The sequence below is a fragment of the uncultured Alloprevotella sp. genome (assembly GCF_963536905.1).
GTDB lineage: Bacteria > Bacteroidota > Bacteroidia > Bacteroidales > Bacteroidaceae > Alloprevotella.
Genome location: NZ_CAUTBW010000016.1, coordinates 1 through 17,388, shown reverse-complemented (window position 1 = coordinate 17,388; position 17,388 = coordinate 1). Strand labels below are relative to the sequence as shown.

The following is a 17,388-nucleotide window of genomic DNA, read 5'->3' as shown; positions in this document are numbered from 1 at the left end:
TTGTTGTGCGGCTTTATTTCTTCACTTTCTTTGTTGGGATGGTGCGATCCTCAGCTGTGTTGAGCAACATTCCTACGGGGCAGAGAGCTTGACACCAGAGGCGTGGGGCGAAGAGGCTCAGAACAACGAACGCGGCCGAGAAAATCACCACGCCGATAGGAGCGCTCGTGAACATAAAGGCTGTAAACGGTTCGTAGTCTAAGATTTCCGCGCCTATGCCCATCCAAAGCATCAGCAGGATAATCCCCAGCACCACGAGGCGCAGTTGTTTCATTCGGCGGAATACTTTTGCGTTTACTTTGATCTTGGGAAGCGGAAGCATCCAAGCCAGTTCTTGAATACTACCATAAGGGCAAACCCATGTGCAATAGAAATTCTTGCGACCCAAATAGGGGAGCAGAACGGCAAGAGCCACCATGACGACAGCAGGAAGGGTGCCTATCCAATCAACTCCGTTCTCCATCCAGCTTTGCAGGAGCGAGAGAGAAATAAACTGCCCCGTCCAAAAGCCAAGTACAAGAACGTTGAGCACCAACATCGTGATGCGCACGCGCTTGTTTCCTCTAAATTTCCATGCAGCAAGGATGCCGAACAGCATCACGGCAATGACCACCACCGTCTTTGTCCAACCCAACAACGGAGCCTTACCTATTGCAGAACTTCCCGTTTCCAATGCCGAAAAAGTGGCTTGTACGTTACCGATAATTGCCCGCGACGAATAAGTGGCACCACTTATGGCGTCCACTTTCTGGCTCAGAGCTTCAGCCGGAGTCTTACCATTCCAGGCGTGGAGCAACTGTGACGCTTGCCCGAAGTAACCTTCCGTTTCCTGGTTGGCTTGTGCTGTTATATGGAGTACTCGCCCGTTCGTGTCGGTCAGTATAAAGAGCGGCGTAGGACCTGCAAAGCCAATGATGTCCTTACCCCAGCGCGCCGAGTTGTAGAGTCTGCCGATGGCTTTCCCATCACTTGTCGTTACATCCCATATAGCTGAGTCGCGTTCAGATAGAGAGGCATTCGGACAACCCAAATCTGCCAATTCCTGCGGCGTGGGCAAGGTATAAGTAGGTGTAGCTTCCGCCTGCGATGTAGCTTTTGCTGTGATGTCTTTTCCAAAGAGCCGGCCCGATGTAAGGGCTACGGAGGCCAGCATCAAGAACACAATCATCAGCGAAACCGCTTGCGACAAAAGATCTGTCCAGCGCGTTTTGCCAGCAGTGCCTATCTGTTTCTTTTTTGGAATATTCATCCGTTAGACATTACTTGCAATACTTATTATAAGCTGCGAGAGCTGCCTGAACATTCTTATTCAAGGCATTGCTACTATAAGTAGCTCCACTGACAGCATCTACCTGCATGTTGGCATCCTTCTTGGCGTTGGCATCTTTCCATTTGATCAGATTAGCAGAAGCCATCTTGAAAAATTTTGGTGTTTCCTGATTGGGCAATGTATAGATGTGTTCCACCTTACCCGCCTTGTTGACGTAAACAAGTACGGGAGTGTATCCGTTGTAGCCTGTTACTTTCTTCGCGTAAGAGGAACTGTTAATGACGTACCCCGCTCTCTGGCCGTTTAGACTAACGCTCCAAATGCCTTTGCGTACTGAAGTGAGCTGCGCATTGGCTAAACCGAGGCGTTTTAACTGTTCGGTGCTGGGTTGATCGGATGTATTGTTTTGTGAAAGAGTTGTAGTAGCTTGTGCCACCTCCGTAGAGGGCAACATGATACCTGCCAGCAAAGCTACGATAAGTACGATTTTTTTCATTGTTATATCTATTTTTAGTTTTCTGAATCAAAATGATATCGGCTCTATTCCGACAGAATTCTCTCAGCCTTCTCGCAGAAAATCGAAGGCTTCAAACACTTCTTCTTTCGTGGCGTGTTGGTCGATGAGAATATCGCCTACATCACGCAGTAGGGTGAAGTTGATAACATCTCCCACATTCTTTTTGTCGTGAAGCATCAGCTGATAGAGATGTTCGTAGTCGTTGCAACTAAAAGGAAAATTTCCATAGTTTTCACGAATGTAGCGAACCGTTTGCCGCATCTTGTCGATAGGGAAACCTTGCGAGCAACTCAGATAGAGTTCGCAGATGAGACCCCAAGCCACAAAGTAACCATGAAGTCCCGTGCGCTGTTGCAACATCGCCAGCGATTCGAGCGCATGACCGAAGGTGTGCCCCAAGTTGAGGGCTTTTCGGATGCCTTTCTCTGTTGGGTCTTCAGCCACAACGGCACGTTTCACCTCGATGCTTTGACGCACCATTTCTTGGAGCTGCACAAAATTAGGTTTGCAAAGGTCGAATGTTACATGACTTGCCCACATAGCGGTATCCTTCAGCAAGGAATGTTTCAGCATCTCAGCATAACCCGAACGCAGGTTCTGGCTGTCGAGCGATCGCAGGAAGGAAGTGTCGATAATAACCTCTCGAGCATCGCGGAAAACGCCTATTTCGTTTTTGAAGTCATTGAAATTGATGCCCGTCTTACCTCCAACGGCCGCGTCGACCATGGCAAGCAGCGTTGTAGGTATGTTGACGAAGTCTATCCCTCGTTTGAAGGTGGAGGCCGCAAAGCCACCGAGGTCCGTAACCATACCTCCGCCCAGATTGATGAGCAGCGAGTGGCGACTGGCTTTGCGCTGTTGCAGTTCCGTCCATACTTTGCTGACGGTTTCCAATGTCTTATTGTCGTCGCCGGCTGGAATGACGATACTTTTGCCCACTCCGTTTATGTGTCCGAGTAAGGGGCGACAGAGTTGCTCCGTTGTGCCGTCTGTCAAGATAAACATCTGGTCGTAGTTCTCAGAGCAAAGTCGGTCGATGTCTTTGCGGATGTCCAGCGTATAGGTTATGACTTGTGACATGAGTGAAAGTTTAATTTTATAGGTAATGCCCTACTGGAGCAGGGCATTAGGAGAGGTTTTCTTATTTCTCGAGCGGGAATTTTGTATGTTCAAACTCCTCAATGGCACGGCGGAAAGAGTCGGGGACTTCTACCGAGATTTGGTCTTTTAATGAGAAACACACCATAACTGAACGGCAATGGCAAACCACGTTGTTGTTCTTTCGGTTGATGGCCCTTTGCTCAAGCGTGAAACTCTTACGCCCCACATGGCTCACACAAGTTTCCATGACAATATCATCGCCATAGAGAACCGGAGCTATGAAGTCCGCATTGATGTTAGCAATCACAGGTACTACATCCGGCTTCCCGTTGTAGATTTTCAAAACTAAATTGAAATAATCCACCTTGCCCAAATCATAGAAAGAGAAGTAGGCATTGTTATTCACATGGCCGTAGCGATCAACATCGTTGAAGCGAAGTTGAATAGGGAGTTGGTGGTGATATTTAATATTTTCTTCCATACTGTTTTTGATCTGTTAGTCATTAAAATAGTTTCGAGCCACGGCTCTGAGCCTTGCCCGGTTCACTTGTGTCTCAAGTGTGTCAACATCGATGTGCAGGAGATCGCGTAGCGCATAGATGTTGGCTTCCTCATCTGTGGCGCGCTCACCAGCAGAGCGGAACAAATGATTGCGGGCATCCACAATTTCCAACGCTTCATGCGTGTATTCGGCCGGTTCTAAGCTTTCGCGTAGCGCGGTATTGATGTAGCTTTCCAGCGCATCAATGAAATCCTGTATTTCTTCGTGCATAGTGCTGCGAAGTTAAGCAAAAGTTTGTTTCCTTCCTTTCTATTAACGTCTTTTACATGCAGAAATACCCCTAAAAGGCTACTATCTGTCAGTACATGAGAGAGGTTGAATGCTCTCTTTGGTGCGTATTATCTTTACATTGGTAAAACACAAAATAGATGTTAAGAAAATTAAAACGCACTGTGTCTGTTCAAAAATCCTCAAAGCGAAGCTATGAGGATGTGCGCAAAAAAATGCTGTTTCGGAAAGCAAAAGACGCGTTTTTCTCCTTTTTATTGAAAAATGCTCTATCCTTTTCCATCATTTTCCTTATCGTGTTCGCCAATATCCTTATTGTGTCAGCCGAAGCAATAAGGATGTTCGCGGATTGCCTTATTGTATCCTCAAACATCCTTATTGGATGGAGCGGATGAGTTAGACAGGTCTGAGAATAACTTTGTTTCAAGTTGGATTTCGAGCCATTCTCAGGTCAATAGAATAAGAGATTTCTTGACGAAAATAGACAGAAGGCTTCTTTGTCATAAAGTGTTCTTGGGGCGAAAAGAGGAAAAGATAAGTTTCTTTAGGCTTTCTTAGAAAAAAAACTTGTTTTTGTTTGGTGCGTCCGTATGAAGTACTACCTTTGCAGCATTAACAAGTACATTTGATAGATATATGACACCCAATAAAGGTTTTAACTTTTACTTTTATTATTACTTTGCTGAACAAGTGAAGCGGGATGTCGTATGCATAAAATAAGAAAATGAAACCTATTAAATGTCCCGCCCGATAGAGCGGGATTTTTTATTATCTTTCAGTTCCTATCCACCACCGAAAGAAGACAAAGAAAATGAAACGAGTAGCGATACAAGGCATCAAAGGTTCTTTCCACGACATTGCAGCCCATCAGTTTTTTGCTGGTGAGGAGATAGAGCTCGTTTGCTGCGATACGTTTGAAAGTTTGTTTGCACAGACTCGGCAGGACAACGATTTGCTCGCACTGGTAGCCATAGAGAATACCATAGCAGGAAGTTTGCTCCACAACTACGAACTGCTCCAGCAGAGCGGCATGACCATTGTGGGGGAGCACAAGCTCCATATAGAGCACAGTTTGATGTGTTTGCCCGACGATAGTCCTGAGATGCTGAAGGAAGTGAACTCACACCCTGTGGCTTTGGCCCAATGTCGCCACTTCCTTTCTCACCGTCCCCATCTGAAAGTGGTGGAGGCCGAAGATACGGCAGGTGCGGCTGAGAAAATAGCACGGATGCAACTCCATGGACACGCCGCCATCTGCCATGCCGATGCAGCCGAACTCTACGGCCTAAAAGTTCTGGAACGCTCCATAGAGGACAACAAGCACAACTACACCCGTTTCCTCGTGCTCAGTAATACTTGGGCCGCTGAGGCGCTGCGGAATGTTCACCACTCCACCAAGGCCTCTATCGTCTTTTCTCTGCCTCATGCTGAAGGCAGTTTGAGCCAGGTGTTGAGCATCTTTAGTTTCTATCACCTCAGTTTGACAAAGATTCAGTCGCTCCCCATCATTGGGCGAGAATGGGAATACCTTTTCTATGTCGACGTGAGCTATTCCGATTTCCACCGCTACCGCCAAAGCATAGATGCCGTGCGCCCACTGACCCGACAGTTGAGGATTCTCGGAGAATACGAAGGAAAATAAAACAGACCAACACATAAACTACCGCACATTATGGATACTGCTCAGAAAGTTAAACCCGCCAACCGCCTTTCAGCAGTCAGTGAATACTACTTCTCGAGGAAATGCTTGGAAGTGGCACACATGAACGCCGAAGGAAAGGACGTGGTTTCGCTCGCAATAGGGAGTCCGGACAATCCGCCCTCAAAGGAAACCATCGAAGTGCTTTGCACCGAAGCGCGCAAAGCTTCAGCCCACGGCTATCAACCCACCCGCGGTATACCAGAACTGCGCGCAGCGATGGCCAACTTCTATGAGCGTTTTTATGGCGTTAGTCTGAATCCAGACACGGAGGTGCAACCGCTCATTGGCTCAAAGGAAGGCATTCTCCATGTTACGCTGGCTTTCTGCAATCCTGGCGATAAAATTCTTGTGCCCAATCCTGGTTATCCCACCTATACTGCTCTGCCCACGCTGCTGGGCGTTGAAGTGGTCTATTATAATCTGAAACCTGAGAATGATTGGCAGCCCGATTTCGACGAGCTGGAAAGTATGGATTTGACGGGCGTGAAGATGCTGTGGAGCAATTATCCCCACATGCCGACAGGCGCACCAGCCCTGCGGAGTACTTATGAGCGTCTTGTTGACTTTGCTCGCCGTCACGCCATAGTAGTTGTCAATGACAATCCTTATAGTTTCATCCTGAACCACGAACCTATGAGCCTGCTCCAAGTGGAAGGAGCGAAAGAGCATTGTGTTGAATTCAACTCGATGTCGAAGAGCCACAATATGCCAGGCTGGCGCGTGGGAATGTGTGTGACCAACGCCGAGTGGACAAAATGGATATTGAAAGTAAAGAGTAATATAGACTCCGGCACATTCCGCGCCTTGCAGTTGGCGGCTGTTCAAGCCTTCGACAACTCCGACGAATGGCACAGCGAAAACAACTTCGCCACCTACGACCGCCGCCGTCGCTTGGCTTGGCAAATCATGGACACGCTCCGCTGCAAGTATGATACCGATACCGTTGGTATGTTCGTTTGGGGGCGCATACCCGATGATTACGCCGATGTAGAAGATCTCACGGAAAAAGTACTCCACGAAGCCCGTGTATTTCTGGCTCCCGGTTTTATCTTTGGCAGCAACGGACGCCGTTATATCCGCATCAGTTTGTGTGCGAAAGAAGAAAAGATGGCAGAAGCCCTTCGCCGAATCCAAGCCGTGTTTGAATAAATACAAATAGAAATAAATAACGATAGAATATGGAACTCGAATTAGCCCCTCTGAATCTGGAAGGAATAGATGCCACACATCGGCCCACCATCATAGCCGGCCCTTGTTCGGCAGAGAGTGAGGAACAAGTGATGACCACTGCCAAGCAACTGGCAGCCGAGGGCATACGCATATATCGTGCGGGGGTGTGGAAACCTCGCACAAAACCCGGAGGCTTTGAAGGTCACGGCGAACCAGCTTTGGAATGGCTCAAAGAAGTACACGAAGAAGTGGGGATGCTCACCGCTACGGAAGTGGCTACAGCTGCGCATGTGGAATTGGCCCTAAAATATGGCATCGACATCCTTTGGATAGGCGCGCGCACAATGGCCAATCCCTTCGCTGTGCAGGAGCTGGCCGATAGTTTGAAAGGCGTGGATGTCCCCATCCTTTGTAAAAACCCCGTCAATCCTGATTTGGAACTCTGGATAGGCGGTCTGCTCCGCTTCAATCAAGCTGGATTGAAACGTCTGGGCGTTATCCATCGCGGTTTCTCGACCTACGAGCAAAGTCTCTACCGCAACCTGCCCATGTGGCACGTACCTATAGAATTGCGCCGCCGCATTCACAATCTACCCATCTTTGGTGATCCCAGTCACATAGGCGGTCGCCGCGAACTCATTGCTCCACTCTCTCAGCAAGCTATGGATCTCGGTTTCGATGGCTTGATTATCGAATCGCATTGTAATCCCGATGCAGCATGGAGCGATGCCAAGCAACAGGTGACTCCCGATGTGCTCAACTTTATCCTTGACAAACTGGTGATTCGCGACTCTGCCGCCTCCACGGAGAACCTCGAAGCTCTCCGCAAACAGATTGACCACATCGACAACGACCTTATCCGCTTGCTGGCAAAGCGGATGCGTGTCAGCAGAGAGATTGGCGCTTACAAGAAAGACCACAATATGACCATTGTGCAAACGGCGCGCTACAGTGAGATTATCAACAAGCGCGGAGCGCAAGGCGTGTTGAGCGGTATGTCGAACGATTTTATGAAAACCGTTTTTGAAGCTATTCACGAAGAAAGCGTGCGCCAGCAAGTGGACATATTAAATAGAGAATAGAAAAGAGAAAAAGCTTGTTCTCTTTTTCTTGCATGAGAAGGGGTATAGCGTGTTCTTTATTGTGTTGTAGAAGCCATCTGTTGCTTTGAAGAGATGGCGAGAGACATATACTTAGAATTATGAGGATTTTAGTTTTAGGTGCAGGCAAGATGGGGTCGTTTTTTGTAGACCTTCTTAGTTTTGAGCACGAAACAGCTGTGTACGACGTCAATCCAACGCGATTGCGCTTCATGTATAACACGCAGCGCTTCACGCAATTGGAAGAAATCGATGCGTTTAAGCCCGAACTCGTTATCAATGCAGTGACGCTGAAATATACGTTGAGCGTTTTCGAAGAAGTATTACCGCTTCTCACGCCCGACTGCATTATCTCCGATATAGCTTCAGTGAAAACAGGGCTACATGAATTTTACGAAAAGTGCGGACAACGCTATGTCAGCACACACCCCATGTTTGGCCCGACATTTGCCAACTTAGGAAAATTGGCAGAAGAGAACGCCATCATTATCAATGAGGGCGACTACATGGGGCGTATCTTCTTTCGCGATCTGTACAGTCGGCTTGGTTTGCACATCTGCGAATATACATTCGAAGAACACGATGAAACGGTGGCTTACTCTTTGTCCATTCCGTTTGTCTCTACTTTCACCTTTGCTGCCGTAATGAAGCACCAAGATGCACCAGGCACCACCTTCAAACGCCATTTGGCCATTGCTCGAGGGGTGCTCAGTGAGGACGATACACTCCTGCGCGAAATTTTGTTTAACCCGCGCACAGGGCAGCAGGTGGAGAATATCCGAACAGAACTTAAGGACCTTCTTGAAATTATAGACCGCCGCGATGAAGACGGCCTAAATGCCTACCTCTGCCGTATTCGCGAAAATATCAAATAGTAATACAATTCTTATCCAGCAAGGGATTTGTCGAAACGTTGATTTATTCGGCAAATCCCTTGCTTTTGTTTGCATAATAGATATGTTATGCTGCTTTTGTGTGATTTTATTTTGTAGATTTTGCATCAATACAAACTCTTTCTTACCTTTGCCATAATGATTCAAAGATCTTTTTTATGAAAAAACCATTTTTGATAGCTGCTTTACTATCGTGTTCTATATTTGCTACGGCACAAGTAGCAGGTGATTATACTATTCATGGTGTTGTACAGGACTCACTGAGCCAACATAAAGAGCCTTATGCCACAGTACGTCTCTTTCGCAAAGGAGAGATAAAGCCTTTGGTTGTGGCGACTACGGATGCCAGTGGTAAGTTTACCTTACACTATACAAAACCAGGAACATATATCTTGCAAACAGCCATTATTGGAAAGTTGCCAACAAAGAAAGAACTGGTGCTGGATGCAGACAAAGTGGTTGAACTCGGTACTATTCTGACCCAAGATGCAGGACAGTCGTTAGCTACGGCAGAGGTGGTAGTTGCTCGTCCGTTGGTGAAAAGTCAGATAGACCGTTTGGTTTACAGTATGAGTGACGATCCTGATGCGCAGACCAATACCATGTTGGAAATGCTTCGGAAGGTGCCTCTCGTTACAGTAGATGGGCAGGACAAGATAACAGTCAATGGAAAAGCAAACTTTAAGGTTTACGTCAACGGAAAGCCCAATAAGATGATGAGCGATAATCCGTCGGTGGTACTGAAGAGTTTTCCCGCCAGCGTAGTAAAAAAAGTGGAAGTGATTACCGACCCAGGAGCAAAATATGATGCGGAAGGCACATCGGGCATACTGAATATTGTTACGGCAACGGAGGCAACAACGAGTGGTTATACTGTAACGCCCACACTTTCTTGGAGCAATCGCGGATGGGGAGGAAATATTTTTGGTATGGTGCAGATAGGCAAACTGACGCTTTCTGCGCATGGAGGAGTAAATGGAGAAAATTCGTTGCGTAATACGACGGAATCTGAACGTGAACTCATCCTTGATCCTGTTAATCATTTGCTGAAAACAAAAGGAGAGTCCTATAATCATGGGACTTATGGTTTTGGAGGCTTAGATGCCAGTTATGATATTTCGAAGCATGATTTGCTGAGTGTTAGTAGTAGTATTTATGCTGGCAGACAGAAGGGACATGGCCTTTCTTCAACATTCCTGACAGGAAATGCAGGGACTGTTTATTCTTATGACAATGTGAACCATAGAGACAGTCGATATCATGGGATAAACACCAGTGTCGACTATCAGCATCAGTTTGGTAAAGAAAATCAGAATTTGACCGTTTCTTATCGGTTTAGTTCGGATTTGAGAAACAATAAGACTCTCAATGTTTACGACAATTTGCAAAGCGTGCCTTTCGCGCTGAAAGATCGCCGTATCGACCCTGATAATAAATCGCAAGAACACACAGCACAGATCGACTTTACCTCCCCACTCGGAGAGAATCATACGCTGTCTGTCGGGGCAAAATACATCTATCGCCTGAATCGTTCTGATAATGAGGAATTCTCTCGTTTGGCAGGAACAGCAACAGATTTCTTACCTGATGTCGCTCAAAGCTTGCTTTATCGTCATCGTACGGACATTTCGGCGGGCTACACGGAATACATCTATAGGTTGAAACGTTTCTCTCTCCGTTCGGGGCTTCGTTTTGAGAGTTCTCATATTCGTGTGACCTATCCCAATGGGAGTCGTGCGGCTTTTTCTACGCGGCTCAATGACTGGGTTCCCAGCTTGAATTTGGGCTATAATCTAACCGATACACAGTTACTTCGTTTGGGCTATAATTTGCGTATCGGTCGCCCAGATATTTATTATCTTTCTCCGTATGTTAATCATCTTTCCCCCGAGAAAATAAGCTATGGTAACCCCAATCTGGAGAGTGAGACAGCACATAATTTCCAACTGAATTATAGTCTGTTTAGTCAAAAGTTTAGTGTTAATTTTTCTGCAACTTATTCTACGTCGTATAATGGTTTGACATTCTATAGTTTTATGAAAGATGGTGTGGAGCATTCAACAAGTGGCAATTTCCTACATTCCAAGCAATGGAGCTTTGATACTTATCTGAATGTGAACCCATGGAAATCGACAGCTTTTACATTGAATGGAAATCTGAAATACTCAGATTTGAAATCTTACAGGACAAACGACCATAATTATGGCTTTTCGGGCAATATCTTTGCGATGTTTCGACAGGATTTACCTTGGAAACTAAAATTTGCTCTTGGTGCAGGTGCTACTTGGGGCGATATTAGTCTGCAAGGACAAGGCTCTGAGTTTAAATACTATTTCCTGAATCTTTCTCGCTCTTTTCTTGAGGAAGACCGTTTGACGATTACACTCAATGGTTTCAATATCTTCAATCCTCACCAAACATTGAAAAATACGACTCAGACAGCGATGTTCAGAAGTTCGGAGAGTTATGTGATTCACGGTCTTTCGAGAATTTCGCTTGGCATTAGTTGGCGCTTCGGCAAATTGCGAGCAGTGGTGAAGAAAACGGCTCGAAGTATTGAAAATTCAGATGTTAAGACGGGTAGTTACTCACAAGAAAGCGGTTCTAATATGGGCAAATCCGGCGGCAATTAAACTCACGGACAGATGTAGCGATTTCATTATCTCCTTCTATGAGTAGAAGTACGAAAAGAATCTGCTCAAGCGCCTATATTCTTATTGCGTTTTCAGATACAATAAGCCTATTCGCCGACATCCCTATCCTGTCAGCTCACGCCATTAAGTGCTTATATATCAATACTTTTTTCCCTCAGTGACAACGTGACAACAAAAAATAAGTTTTTTCTGGGAGGGGAGAGTGAAAGATACAGCCGGTGGAGTTGCAATAGAACTATACACGCAGTGAGAGAGGGGAGGCGTGAGTAATCTTGCTCTTCTGCACCACTACTTCGGTTGCAGCATACATCCTTTCTGGAACTTGCAGTCGGGGTATGTGTGGCCATGAGCAGAATCTTGTTGCAGCGAGAGTCAAAATAAACGTTAGAGGCGAAGGTTTGGGCATTTATTTTGTGAGACTGAAGTTTTTAACGTCCCGCTACTTTTTCGTTGAGACAAAAAAGTGGCCCGTTGCCTACGGACCACTTTTGTTTTGAAAGGTCAATGAGAACTTCGCCTAAATTTTTTCTGCAGCGCGACGAATGCGGTTAGATAGATCGATAAGTGCATCACGCATCTGCTCGGCTTCTTGTGGGTTGAAGCCTCCTACACCTCCGTTGCCATCGATGCCGTCCATCTTATGATAAAACCAGGATGAAGATTTCTGAAAGTAGGTGCTGGCAAAGTCACGCCATGAAACCGACATCAGAATATCTTCTACTCTTTTTTTCATATCGGTAACTACTACGGGGGTTGTCCTTACTGTTCCCATTGCTATTGTGTTTATAGTATTTTATTTTACCTCTTCCTCTTTTTTAGAACAAACTGCGGATGCAAAGATAAATCATGGGGAGCAAGAGAGAGGGAAGAAGATTAACTGTCTTGCAGTCTTTGATGTGGAGAACACCCAGACCTGCTGCAGCGATAAGGACGCCGCCCACGATGTTGGTTTCGGTGATGATTTGTGCGCTCAAAGAGTCGGGCGACATAGAGATAGAGCCTTTGAACATCCATCCTATGAAATAGAAGAATGACATCCAAAGGAGTACGGGGATACTGGAGAGTGCAGAACCAAAACCATAGGTGGAAGCTACAATAACGAGGGTGACGAAGTCAAGCGTGGCATTGGTGTAAAGATAGGTGTCATCGCCATAGATTGCGCTGAGTATGGGGCCCATCATGGCAAGTGTGCCAACGCAGCAGAGCAATGTGGCTGTAGTGATGCCTTCTGCTACCGAGGGAGCTCCGTCTGCGTTCGACTTTTTGCTCTGTATTTTTTTGCTCGCACGTTCCATGTTGCCGTCAAGGTTTAGCATGGTACCGATAAGGCCACCAGCCGCCAGACAAAAGATAAAAAGTACAGGGTTGTCACTCTTGCTCATGTTTTGCATGGCTACATTGATACCCATCACTAAAATGGCGATACCCATACCCGTAGCAAGAGCATTGAGATACTTTACGTTGAGGCTGCGCTTGGTGATAGAACCAACAAAGCCACCTGCAATAATAGCGAGAACATTGATGAAAATTGCTAACATAGTTCTGATTTTGGCGCGAAGATACGATTATTTTGTGGAAACAAATATGGGAACTGACTGTGGAATATAAAAAAACACGGAAAAGCAATTCTGCTCTTTCCGTGTTTTATATAGAGAGGGAAGTTGTACTTATTTATTTGGAAATAGCAACTTCGAGATTATTCTGAATAACATCGTTGCCAGGATATCCGCCCTCAGTAAGGTTAGAGAAACCTACGCTACCATCCTTGTTGAGAAGGACATAAGCAGGAATACCAGGAATGTTGAGATCTGTGCAAAGGTTTTGCCACTGCTGCTTCGTGAGGCGGTAGTGATCGCCAGAGATGCTGGGAATCATAGCCTGCCATTTATCTTGAGGAGATGTTTCGCCTGTGAGATAAACGAAGACAACGCCCTTGTTTTGATAGGTGGGTTTGATGGCATCAATATCCTTGAGTGCTGCACGGCACGGAGGGCACCAAGTGGCCCAAATGTCGATGAGGACAACTTTGTTAGGATAGTTGGCTTTGATAGCATCAATGATTGCTTGTCCGCCAGTGATGCTTGTTGGGACTATTTTTACTGTAGAGGGAACGCCTGTGGTTGTTTCTACCTGCGTGGCTTCGGCTGCTTCAGCTTTTGGAGCTGTACGTGCACAACTGGTGGATGTGAAACCTAGTGCTACAGCCATGAGAATTAGAATCTTTTTCATTTTGTTCTTTCTTTTTTTGTCATGTATTGTAGGCGCAATAATGCGCACACTTATTGGTAAGACGGATATAGCGGAGAAAAGTTACAGAGGGTGACTCTTGTTGATTGCTTTCCCCCTTTGATGAGGTGAGGTAATATGGAGAGGTTTTCACGCAAATTTTATATTCTATATCCAAAAGATCGCGTTAATCAATGCGTTTCACCATTTCGCGGAAGATGTCTGCCATAAGTGGCTGCACAGCGTCTGCGGCGCGTTGCACTTCCTCATGAGTGATGTTTACAATCTTTCCTTCAACGCCCAAGTCGGTGATGACACTCACACCAAAGCAGCGAATGCCAGCATGGCGGGCAACGATGACTTCAGGAACTGTACTCATGCCGACAGCATCAGCACCGAGGATGCGGTACATCTTATATTCTGCTGGCGTTTCATAGGTGGGGCCTTGATCTGCAAGATAAACGCCTTCGACAACTTTGATGCCTTTCTCACGCGCAATGCTGCGTGCCAATTCGAGGTACTCATGGTCGTAAGCTTCGTGCATGTCAAGAAAGCGAGGGCCACCGGGGTAGTTGGGGCCGTGTAGAGGATGTTCCGGTTGGAAATTGATGTGATCTGTGATAAGCATCAAATCGCCAATCTCAAAGTCTGGATTTGTACCTCCGCTGGCGTTGCTGACAAAGAGAGAGCGGATGCCGAGTTCTGCCATAACGCGTTGGGGGAAAGTGACTTGCTGCATGTTGTATCCCTCATAGTAGTGGAAACGTCCTTCAAGCGCCATCACCTCTTTGCCGCCGAGGTGACCGAAGAGAAGGCGGCCGCTGTGTCCTTCCACTGTTGAAACGGGGAAGTTGGGGATTTGGTCGTAGGTAATCTCGTCTACAATATCAATTTCTTCAGCCAAGTGGCCGAGTCCAGTGCCGAGAACAATAGCTGTGAGAGGGCGCAACTTTGTGTGCTCCTTAATCCATTGTGCAGTCTCCTTAACTTGTTCGATGTAAATCTTAATGTCCATTATTATGATGATTATTTATTTTGTTTGTCGAGATATGAAAAGATGAGTTTCTTAAAAGCAGGTTCTCCTCCCAGGAGGAAGTCGACTTCAATAGGAAGAGCGAAGAGGTGAACTTTGAGTAGCGGACTGAGTCCTGCCATATCGCGTAAGCGAGCGGCATCCTTTTCTGTTGTGATAGCTAGGCAGGGAGGCTCCCATAGTTCGTTGAAAGTCTTGTTGATGCGATTGATGTCATTATCGCTGAAAGTGTGATGATCTGGAAAGGTTAACGGAGTGACTTCTGCGCCTTCTTCTTCCAATTGTTTGAACATGGGTTCAGGATGCGCAATGCCAGTGATGGCCAGTACACGACTTCCTTGCAGTGTTCCATCAGATTCTGCCCCGAAAACAGGGTAGGGGTGGCGGTAGCGAAAGGTGGTGAAGAACAAGTGTTGCTCTGGTTGTACGTGTAACTCTCGTCGAATGACCGCTGCTTCTTGTCTGCTTAGATCTTCAGGGCACTTTGTCACAATGATGATATTGCTGCGTTTTGCTCCTTGGGGAGCTTCGCGCAACCGACCTGCAGGGAGAACGAGATCGCGAGTATAGAGCCGCGAATAGTCGGTGAGCAAAATGTTGAGCCCCGCTTGCACATAGCGGTGTTGCAGGGCATCATCGAGGATGAACACCTCTGGGATGGGAATGCGTGAAAGTAGTTGCTGAATTCCTCGACGCCGATTTTCATCCACTGCCACTGCCACGCAAGGAAATTTATGCTTCATCTGTAGCGGTTCGTCACCGCTCTCGGCAGCAGTACTTTCTTGTTCTACCATTCTGAACCCCTTGCTTTTTCTACCATATCCGCGACTAAGCGTAGCTACTCGGAACTTTTGTTCCAAGAGGCGGAGCAAGTACTCCGTGTGGGGCGTTTTCCCCGTACCACCTACCGCGAGATTCCCTACGGTAATGACTGGTACAGAGAAATGCTGCTGTGGCAACCACCCCCAATCGAAAGCTTTGTTTCGTAGGGTTGTCACAAACTCGTAGAGCCAACTTACAGGAAGTAGCCACGGCCATAATCGAGGGTGAGGCAGAGGGCGCATGGAGCCGTTCGTGTGTGTTATTTCAGGTTGGGCTCAAAGAACATACGCGCTTGGAGAGCGTCTCTGCCTCTTATACTTTCTGCAAAGCGCAGAGGATCATAGTATGTACCCAATACTGTTTTTAATTTACGTTCCAGATAGTCCTCTTGTACGTTAGAAAGAAAATCACTGAAGAGGTTCGTTTCAATATCGGAAGTAGTTACTTCATAATCGATGAGTTTCGCGCGCTTAGCTGCTTCTGCAATAGCGTCGTCAAGTGTTCCTAAGCGATCGACAAGTTTGAGCGCTAATGCTTGTTGACCAGTCCATACACGTCCTTGTCCAATTTCATTAACGCGTTGTGCTGTCATGTGTCGGCCTGCTGCAACACGACTGATGAACAGTTTGTAGCCTCTGTCAACATAGGCTTGCATAGCTGCACCTGCTGCTGGAGAAAGATGCCCCGTAGCTGGTTCGAGATCGTAAGCTTTATTGGTGCTGACAGCATCGAAATGTAAACCGAGTTTCCCTTCGAGCAAACCAGAAGCATCAGGAACCATACCAAAAATGCCAATACTACCTGTGAGTGTCGTAGGTTCGGAAATGATATAATCGGCACCACAACTAATGTAGTAGCCACCACTGGCAGCATAACCGCCCATAGAAACAACAACAGGTTTCTTCTTTTTGAGTAGTTCAACAGCGTGCCAAATTTGTTCTGAAGCATAAGCTGAACCTCCAGGTGAGTTCACGCGAAGTACAACGGCTTTTACATCCTTATCGTTAGCAAGAGCATCTAAATCTTCAACAACGTTCTTACCGATAATTTGCTCACCATTCAGTCCGTTCATATTCCCTTCCGCTCCAAAGATTTCTCCTGAAGCGTAATAGACTGCAATTTTGGAGGACGAAGAACCTTCTTCATAGAGTTTCGCTAGTTCTGAAGCTTCAACAAGATTCACTTTCTGTCCGCCGAGTTGATCACGCAAAGTTTTGCGTACTTCATCAATATAGGCCAAACCATCCACGAGTTTCTGCTTCACATAGTTGCTCGGCTCTGCTAAAGCTTGGTAGCGATCTGCATAAGCATTGAGACTGTCAGTTGAGATATGTCGAGATGCGGATACCTCCTTGCAGATATTTCCCCATAGGTTGTTGAGCATAGATTGCGTCATTTCGCGATTGGCGGGGCTCATACCAGAGAGCATATAAGGCTCAACGGCACTCTTGTAAGTGCCAACACGGAAAATTTGCATCTTGACGCCCACTTTTTCCATGAGGTCTTTATAGAAGACGGGTTGAGCAGCGAGGCCGTGCCAATCCACCATTCCGCTAGGATTAACCAATACTTTATCGGCCACAGATGCCACATAGTAAGCTCCTTGTGTATAGTTTTCGCCATAAGCAATGATAAACTTACCGCTCTCCTTGAAATCTAACAGAGCTTTGCGGAGTTCTTGCAGCGTGGCAAAGTCGGATTGCAGCATACCTCCTTCAATGTAGATACCTTTTATATCTTCGTCTTCACTGGCCACTTTGATGGCTTTGATCATATCGTCAAGACCTTGTTGCTCAGCTAAGTCGTTGCCTAATAGTATCGCCCATGGATTGCTGCTGGCGCGATCTGAAATCGTTCCAGAAAGAGATATTCTCAAAATACTATTGTCTTCAATCATTGGTTTCTGATTGTCGGAGATAGCCAATGATACGAGCATCATGAGCCCCATAAAGAAAGAGAAAATCCCTACGAGCATAATGCCGACAACAGTTGCTAAAACATATTTGAAGAATTCTTTCATAGCTTGTTCTTATAATGTGGAAGGATAGACAAGAGGAAAAAATCCCTCCGTTTGTCCTTTTTTATATATTATGGATTACTTCAATACAAC

The 17,388-nt window shown here is 46.3% G+C and carries 16 protein-coding genes; 5 read left to right on the top strand and 11 right to left on the bottom strand.

What is annotated here, in order from left to right:
• Nucleotides 1–13: 13 nt before the first annotated feature.
• The 5 genes from ABLA33_RS04230 to ABLA33_RS04210 form a co-directional block, all read right to left on the bottom strand.
• Nucleotides 14–1,249, bottom strand: coding sequence for a 4Fe-4S binding protein (locus ABLA33_RS04230; protein ID WP_347719359.1), 1,236 nt, complete (start codon nucleotides 1,247–1,249; stop codon nucleotides 14–16).
• Between the two features lie 10 nt (nucleotides 1,250–1,259).
• Nucleotides 1,260–1,766: an FMN-binding protein gene (locus tag ABLA33_RS04225; protein WP_315089844.1), complete on the bottom strand. Its 507-nt coding sequence runs from the start codon at nucleotides 1,764–1,766 to the stop codon at nucleotides 1,260–1,262.
• 63 nt (nucleotides 1,767–1,829) lie between these two features.
• Nucleotides 1,830–2,867: a 3-dehydroquinate synthase gene (gene aroB / locus ABLA33_RS04220; RefSeq protein WP_347719358.1), complete on the bottom strand. Its 1,038-nt coding sequence runs from the start codon at nucleotides 2,865–2,867 to the stop codon at nucleotides 1,830–1,832.
• A gap of 61 nt (nucleotides 2,868–2,928) precedes the next feature.
• Nucleotides 2,929–3,369: a thioesterase family protein gene (locus tag ABLA33_RS04215; protein WP_315089847.1), complete on the bottom strand. Its 441-nt coding sequence runs from the start codon at nucleotides 3,367–3,369 to the stop codon at nucleotides 2,929–2,931.
• 15 nt (nucleotides 3,370–3,384) lie between these two features.
• Nucleotides 3,385–3,660, bottom strand: a complete 276-nt coding sequence (locus tag ABLA33_RS04210; protein ID WP_315089849.1) for a hypothetical protein — start codon at nucleotides 3,658–3,660, stop codon at nucleotides 3,385–3,387.
• A gap of 829 nt (nucleotides 3,661–4,489) precedes the next feature.
• Here ABLA33_RS04210 and ABLA33_RS04205 point away from each other — a divergent pair.
• The 5 genes from ABLA33_RS04205 to ABLA33_RS04185 all read left to right on the top strand — a co-directional run bounded on the left by ABLA33_RS04205 (nucleotide 4,490) and on the right by ABLA33_RS04185 (nucleotide 11,176).
• Complete coding sequence (locus ABLA33_RS04205; protein WP_311490649.1) at nucleotides 4,490–5,320, top strand: prephenate dehydratase; 831 nt, start codon at nucleotides 4,490–4,492, stop codon at nucleotides 5,318–5,320.
• A gap of 30 nt (nucleotides 5,321–5,350) precedes the next feature.
• The gene (locus ABLA33_RS04200) at nucleotides 5,351–6,529 is read left to right on the top strand and encodes an aminotransferase class I/II-fold pyridoxal phosphate-dependent enzyme (RefSeq protein WP_347719357.1); all 1,179 of its coding nucleotides are present in this window, start codon (nucleotides 5,351–5,353) and stop codon (nucleotides 6,527–6,529) included.
• Nucleotides 6,530–6,558: 29 nt separating this feature from the next.
• Nucleotides 6,559–7,632, top strand: coding sequence for a bifunctional 3-deoxy-7-phosphoheptulonate synthase/chorismate mutase type II (locus tag ABLA33_RS04195; RefSeq protein ID WP_347719356.1), 1,074 nt, complete (start codon nucleotides 6,559–6,561; stop codon nucleotides 7,630–7,632).
• A gap of 119 nt (nucleotides 7,633–7,751) precedes the next feature.
• Nucleotides 7,752–8,525: a prephenate dehydrogenase/arogenate dehydrogenase family protein gene (locus ABLA33_RS04190; protein WP_347719355.1), complete on the top strand. Its 774-nt coding sequence runs from the start codon at nucleotides 7,752–7,754 to the stop codon at nucleotides 8,523–8,525.
• Nucleotides 8,526–8,701: 176 nt separating this feature from the next.
• Nucleotides 8,702–11,176, top strand: coding sequence for a TonB-dependent receptor (locus ABLA33_RS04185; protein WP_347719354.1), 2,475 nt, complete (start codon nucleotides 8,702–8,704; stop codon nucleotides 11,174–11,176).
• Nucleotides 11,177–11,714: 538 nt separating this feature from the next.
• On the opposite strand, the gene ABLA33_RS04180 is transcribed toward ABLA33_RS04185, so the two are convergent.
• The 6 genes from ABLA33_RS04180 to sppA all read right to left on the bottom strand — a co-directional run bounded on the left by ABLA33_RS04180 (nucleotide 11,715) and on the right by sppA (nucleotide 17,298).
• Complete coding sequence (locus tag ABLA33_RS04180) at nucleotides 11,715–11,969, bottom strand: DUF5053 domain-containing protein (RefSeq protein WP_315089861.1); 255 nt, start codon at nucleotides 11,967–11,969, stop codon at nucleotides 11,715–11,717.
• A gap of 43 nt (nucleotides 11,970–12,012) precedes the next feature.
• Nucleotides 12,013–12,735, bottom strand: a complete 723-nt coding sequence (locus ABLA33_RS04175; RefSeq protein WP_347719353.1) for a DUF554 domain-containing protein — start codon at nucleotides 12,733–12,735, stop codon at nucleotides 12,013–12,015.
• Nucleotides 12,736–12,868: 133 nt separating this feature from the next.
• Nucleotides 12,869–13,426, bottom strand: a complete 558-nt coding sequence (locus tag ABLA33_RS04170) for a TlpA family protein disulfide reductase (protein ID WP_311490656.1) — start codon at nucleotides 13,424–13,426, stop codon at nucleotides 12,869–12,871.
• A gap of 184 nt (nucleotides 13,427–13,610) precedes the next feature.
• Complete coding sequence (locus ABLA33_RS04165) at nucleotides 13,611–14,438, bottom strand: purine-nucleoside phosphorylase (RefSeq protein ID WP_347719352.1); 828 nt, start codon at nucleotides 14,436–14,438, stop codon at nucleotides 13,611–13,613.
• Nucleotides 14,439–14,449: 11 nt separating this feature from the next.
• A complete protein-coding gene (lpxK, locus tag ABLA33_RS04160) occupies nucleotides 14,450–15,520 on the bottom strand; it encodes a tetraacyldisaccharide 4'-kinase (protein WP_347719351.1) in 1,071 nt (356 codons plus the stop codon).
• 17 nt (nucleotides 15,521–15,537) lie between these two features.
• Nucleotides 15,538–17,298 (bottom strand): signal peptide peptidase SppA, encoded by a 1,761-nt coding sequence (gene sppA, locus ABLA33_RS04155; RefSeq protein WP_347719350.1) that lies wholly within the window; start codon nucleotides 17,296–17,298, stop codon nucleotides 15,538–15,540.
• Nucleotides 17,299–17,388: the final 90 nt, after the last annotated feature.

Coding starts and splice junctions, on each gene's coding strand:
- ABLA33_RS04190 (WP_347719355.1), top strand. CDS start 7,752: ATGAGGATTTTAGTTTTAGGTGCAGGCAAGATGGGGTCGTTTTTTGTA.
- ABLA33_RS04230 (WP_347719359.1), bottom strand. CDS start 1,249: ATGAATATTCCAAAAAAGAAACAGATAGGCACTGCTGGCAAAACGCGC.
- ABLA33_RS04185 (WP_347719354.1), top strand. CDS start 8,702: ATGAAAAAACCATTTTTGATAGCTGCTTTACTATCGTGTTCTATATTT.
- aroB (WP_347719358.1), bottom strand. CDS start 2,867: ATGTCACAAGTCATAACCTATACGCTGGACATCCGCAAAGACATCGAC.
- ABLA33_RS04215 (WP_315089847.1), bottom strand. CDS start 3,369: ATGGAAGAAAATATTAAATATCACCACCAACTCCCTATTCAACTTCGC.
- sppA (WP_347719350.1), bottom strand. CDS start 17,298: ATGAAAGAATTCTTCAAATATGTTTTAGCAACTGTTGTCGGCATTATG.
- lpxK (WP_347719351.1), bottom strand. CDS start 15,520: ATGCGCCCTCTGCCTCACCCTCGATTATGGCCGTGGCTACTTCCTGTA.
- ABLA33_RS04210 (WP_315089849.1), bottom strand. CDS start 3,660: ATGCACGAAGAAATACAGGATTTCATTGATGCGCTGGAAAGCTACATC.
- ABLA33_RS04200 (WP_347719357.1), top strand. CDS start 5,351: ATGGATACTGCTCAGAAAGTTAAACCCGCCAACCGCCTTTCAGCAGTC.
- ABLA33_RS04175 (WP_347719353.1), bottom strand. CDS start 12,735: ATGTTAGCAATTTTCATCAATGTTCTCGCTATTATTGCAGGTGGCTTT.
- ABLA33_RS04205 (WP_311490649.1), top strand. CDS start 4,490: ATGAAACGAGTAGCGATACAAGGCATCAAAGGTTCTTTCCACGACATT.
- ABLA33_RS04195 (WP_347719356.1), top strand. CDS start 6,559: ATGGAACTCGAATTAGCCCCTCTGAATCTGGAAGGAATAGATGCCACA.
- ABLA33_RS04225 (WP_315089844.1), bottom strand. CDS start 1,766: ATGAAAAAAATCGTACTTATCGTAGCTTTGCTGGCAGGTATCATGTTG.
- ABLA33_RS04180 (WP_315089861.1), bottom strand. CDS start 11,969: ATGGGAACAGTAAGGACAACCCCCGTAGTAGTTACCGATATGAAAAAA.
- ABLA33_RS04165 (WP_347719352.1), bottom strand. CDS start 14,438: ATGGACATTAAGATTTACATCGAACAAGTTAAGGAGACTGCACAATGG.
- ABLA33_RS04170 (WP_311490656.1), bottom strand. CDS start 13,426: ATGAAAAAGATTCTAATTCTCATGGCTGTAGCACTAGGTTTCACATCC.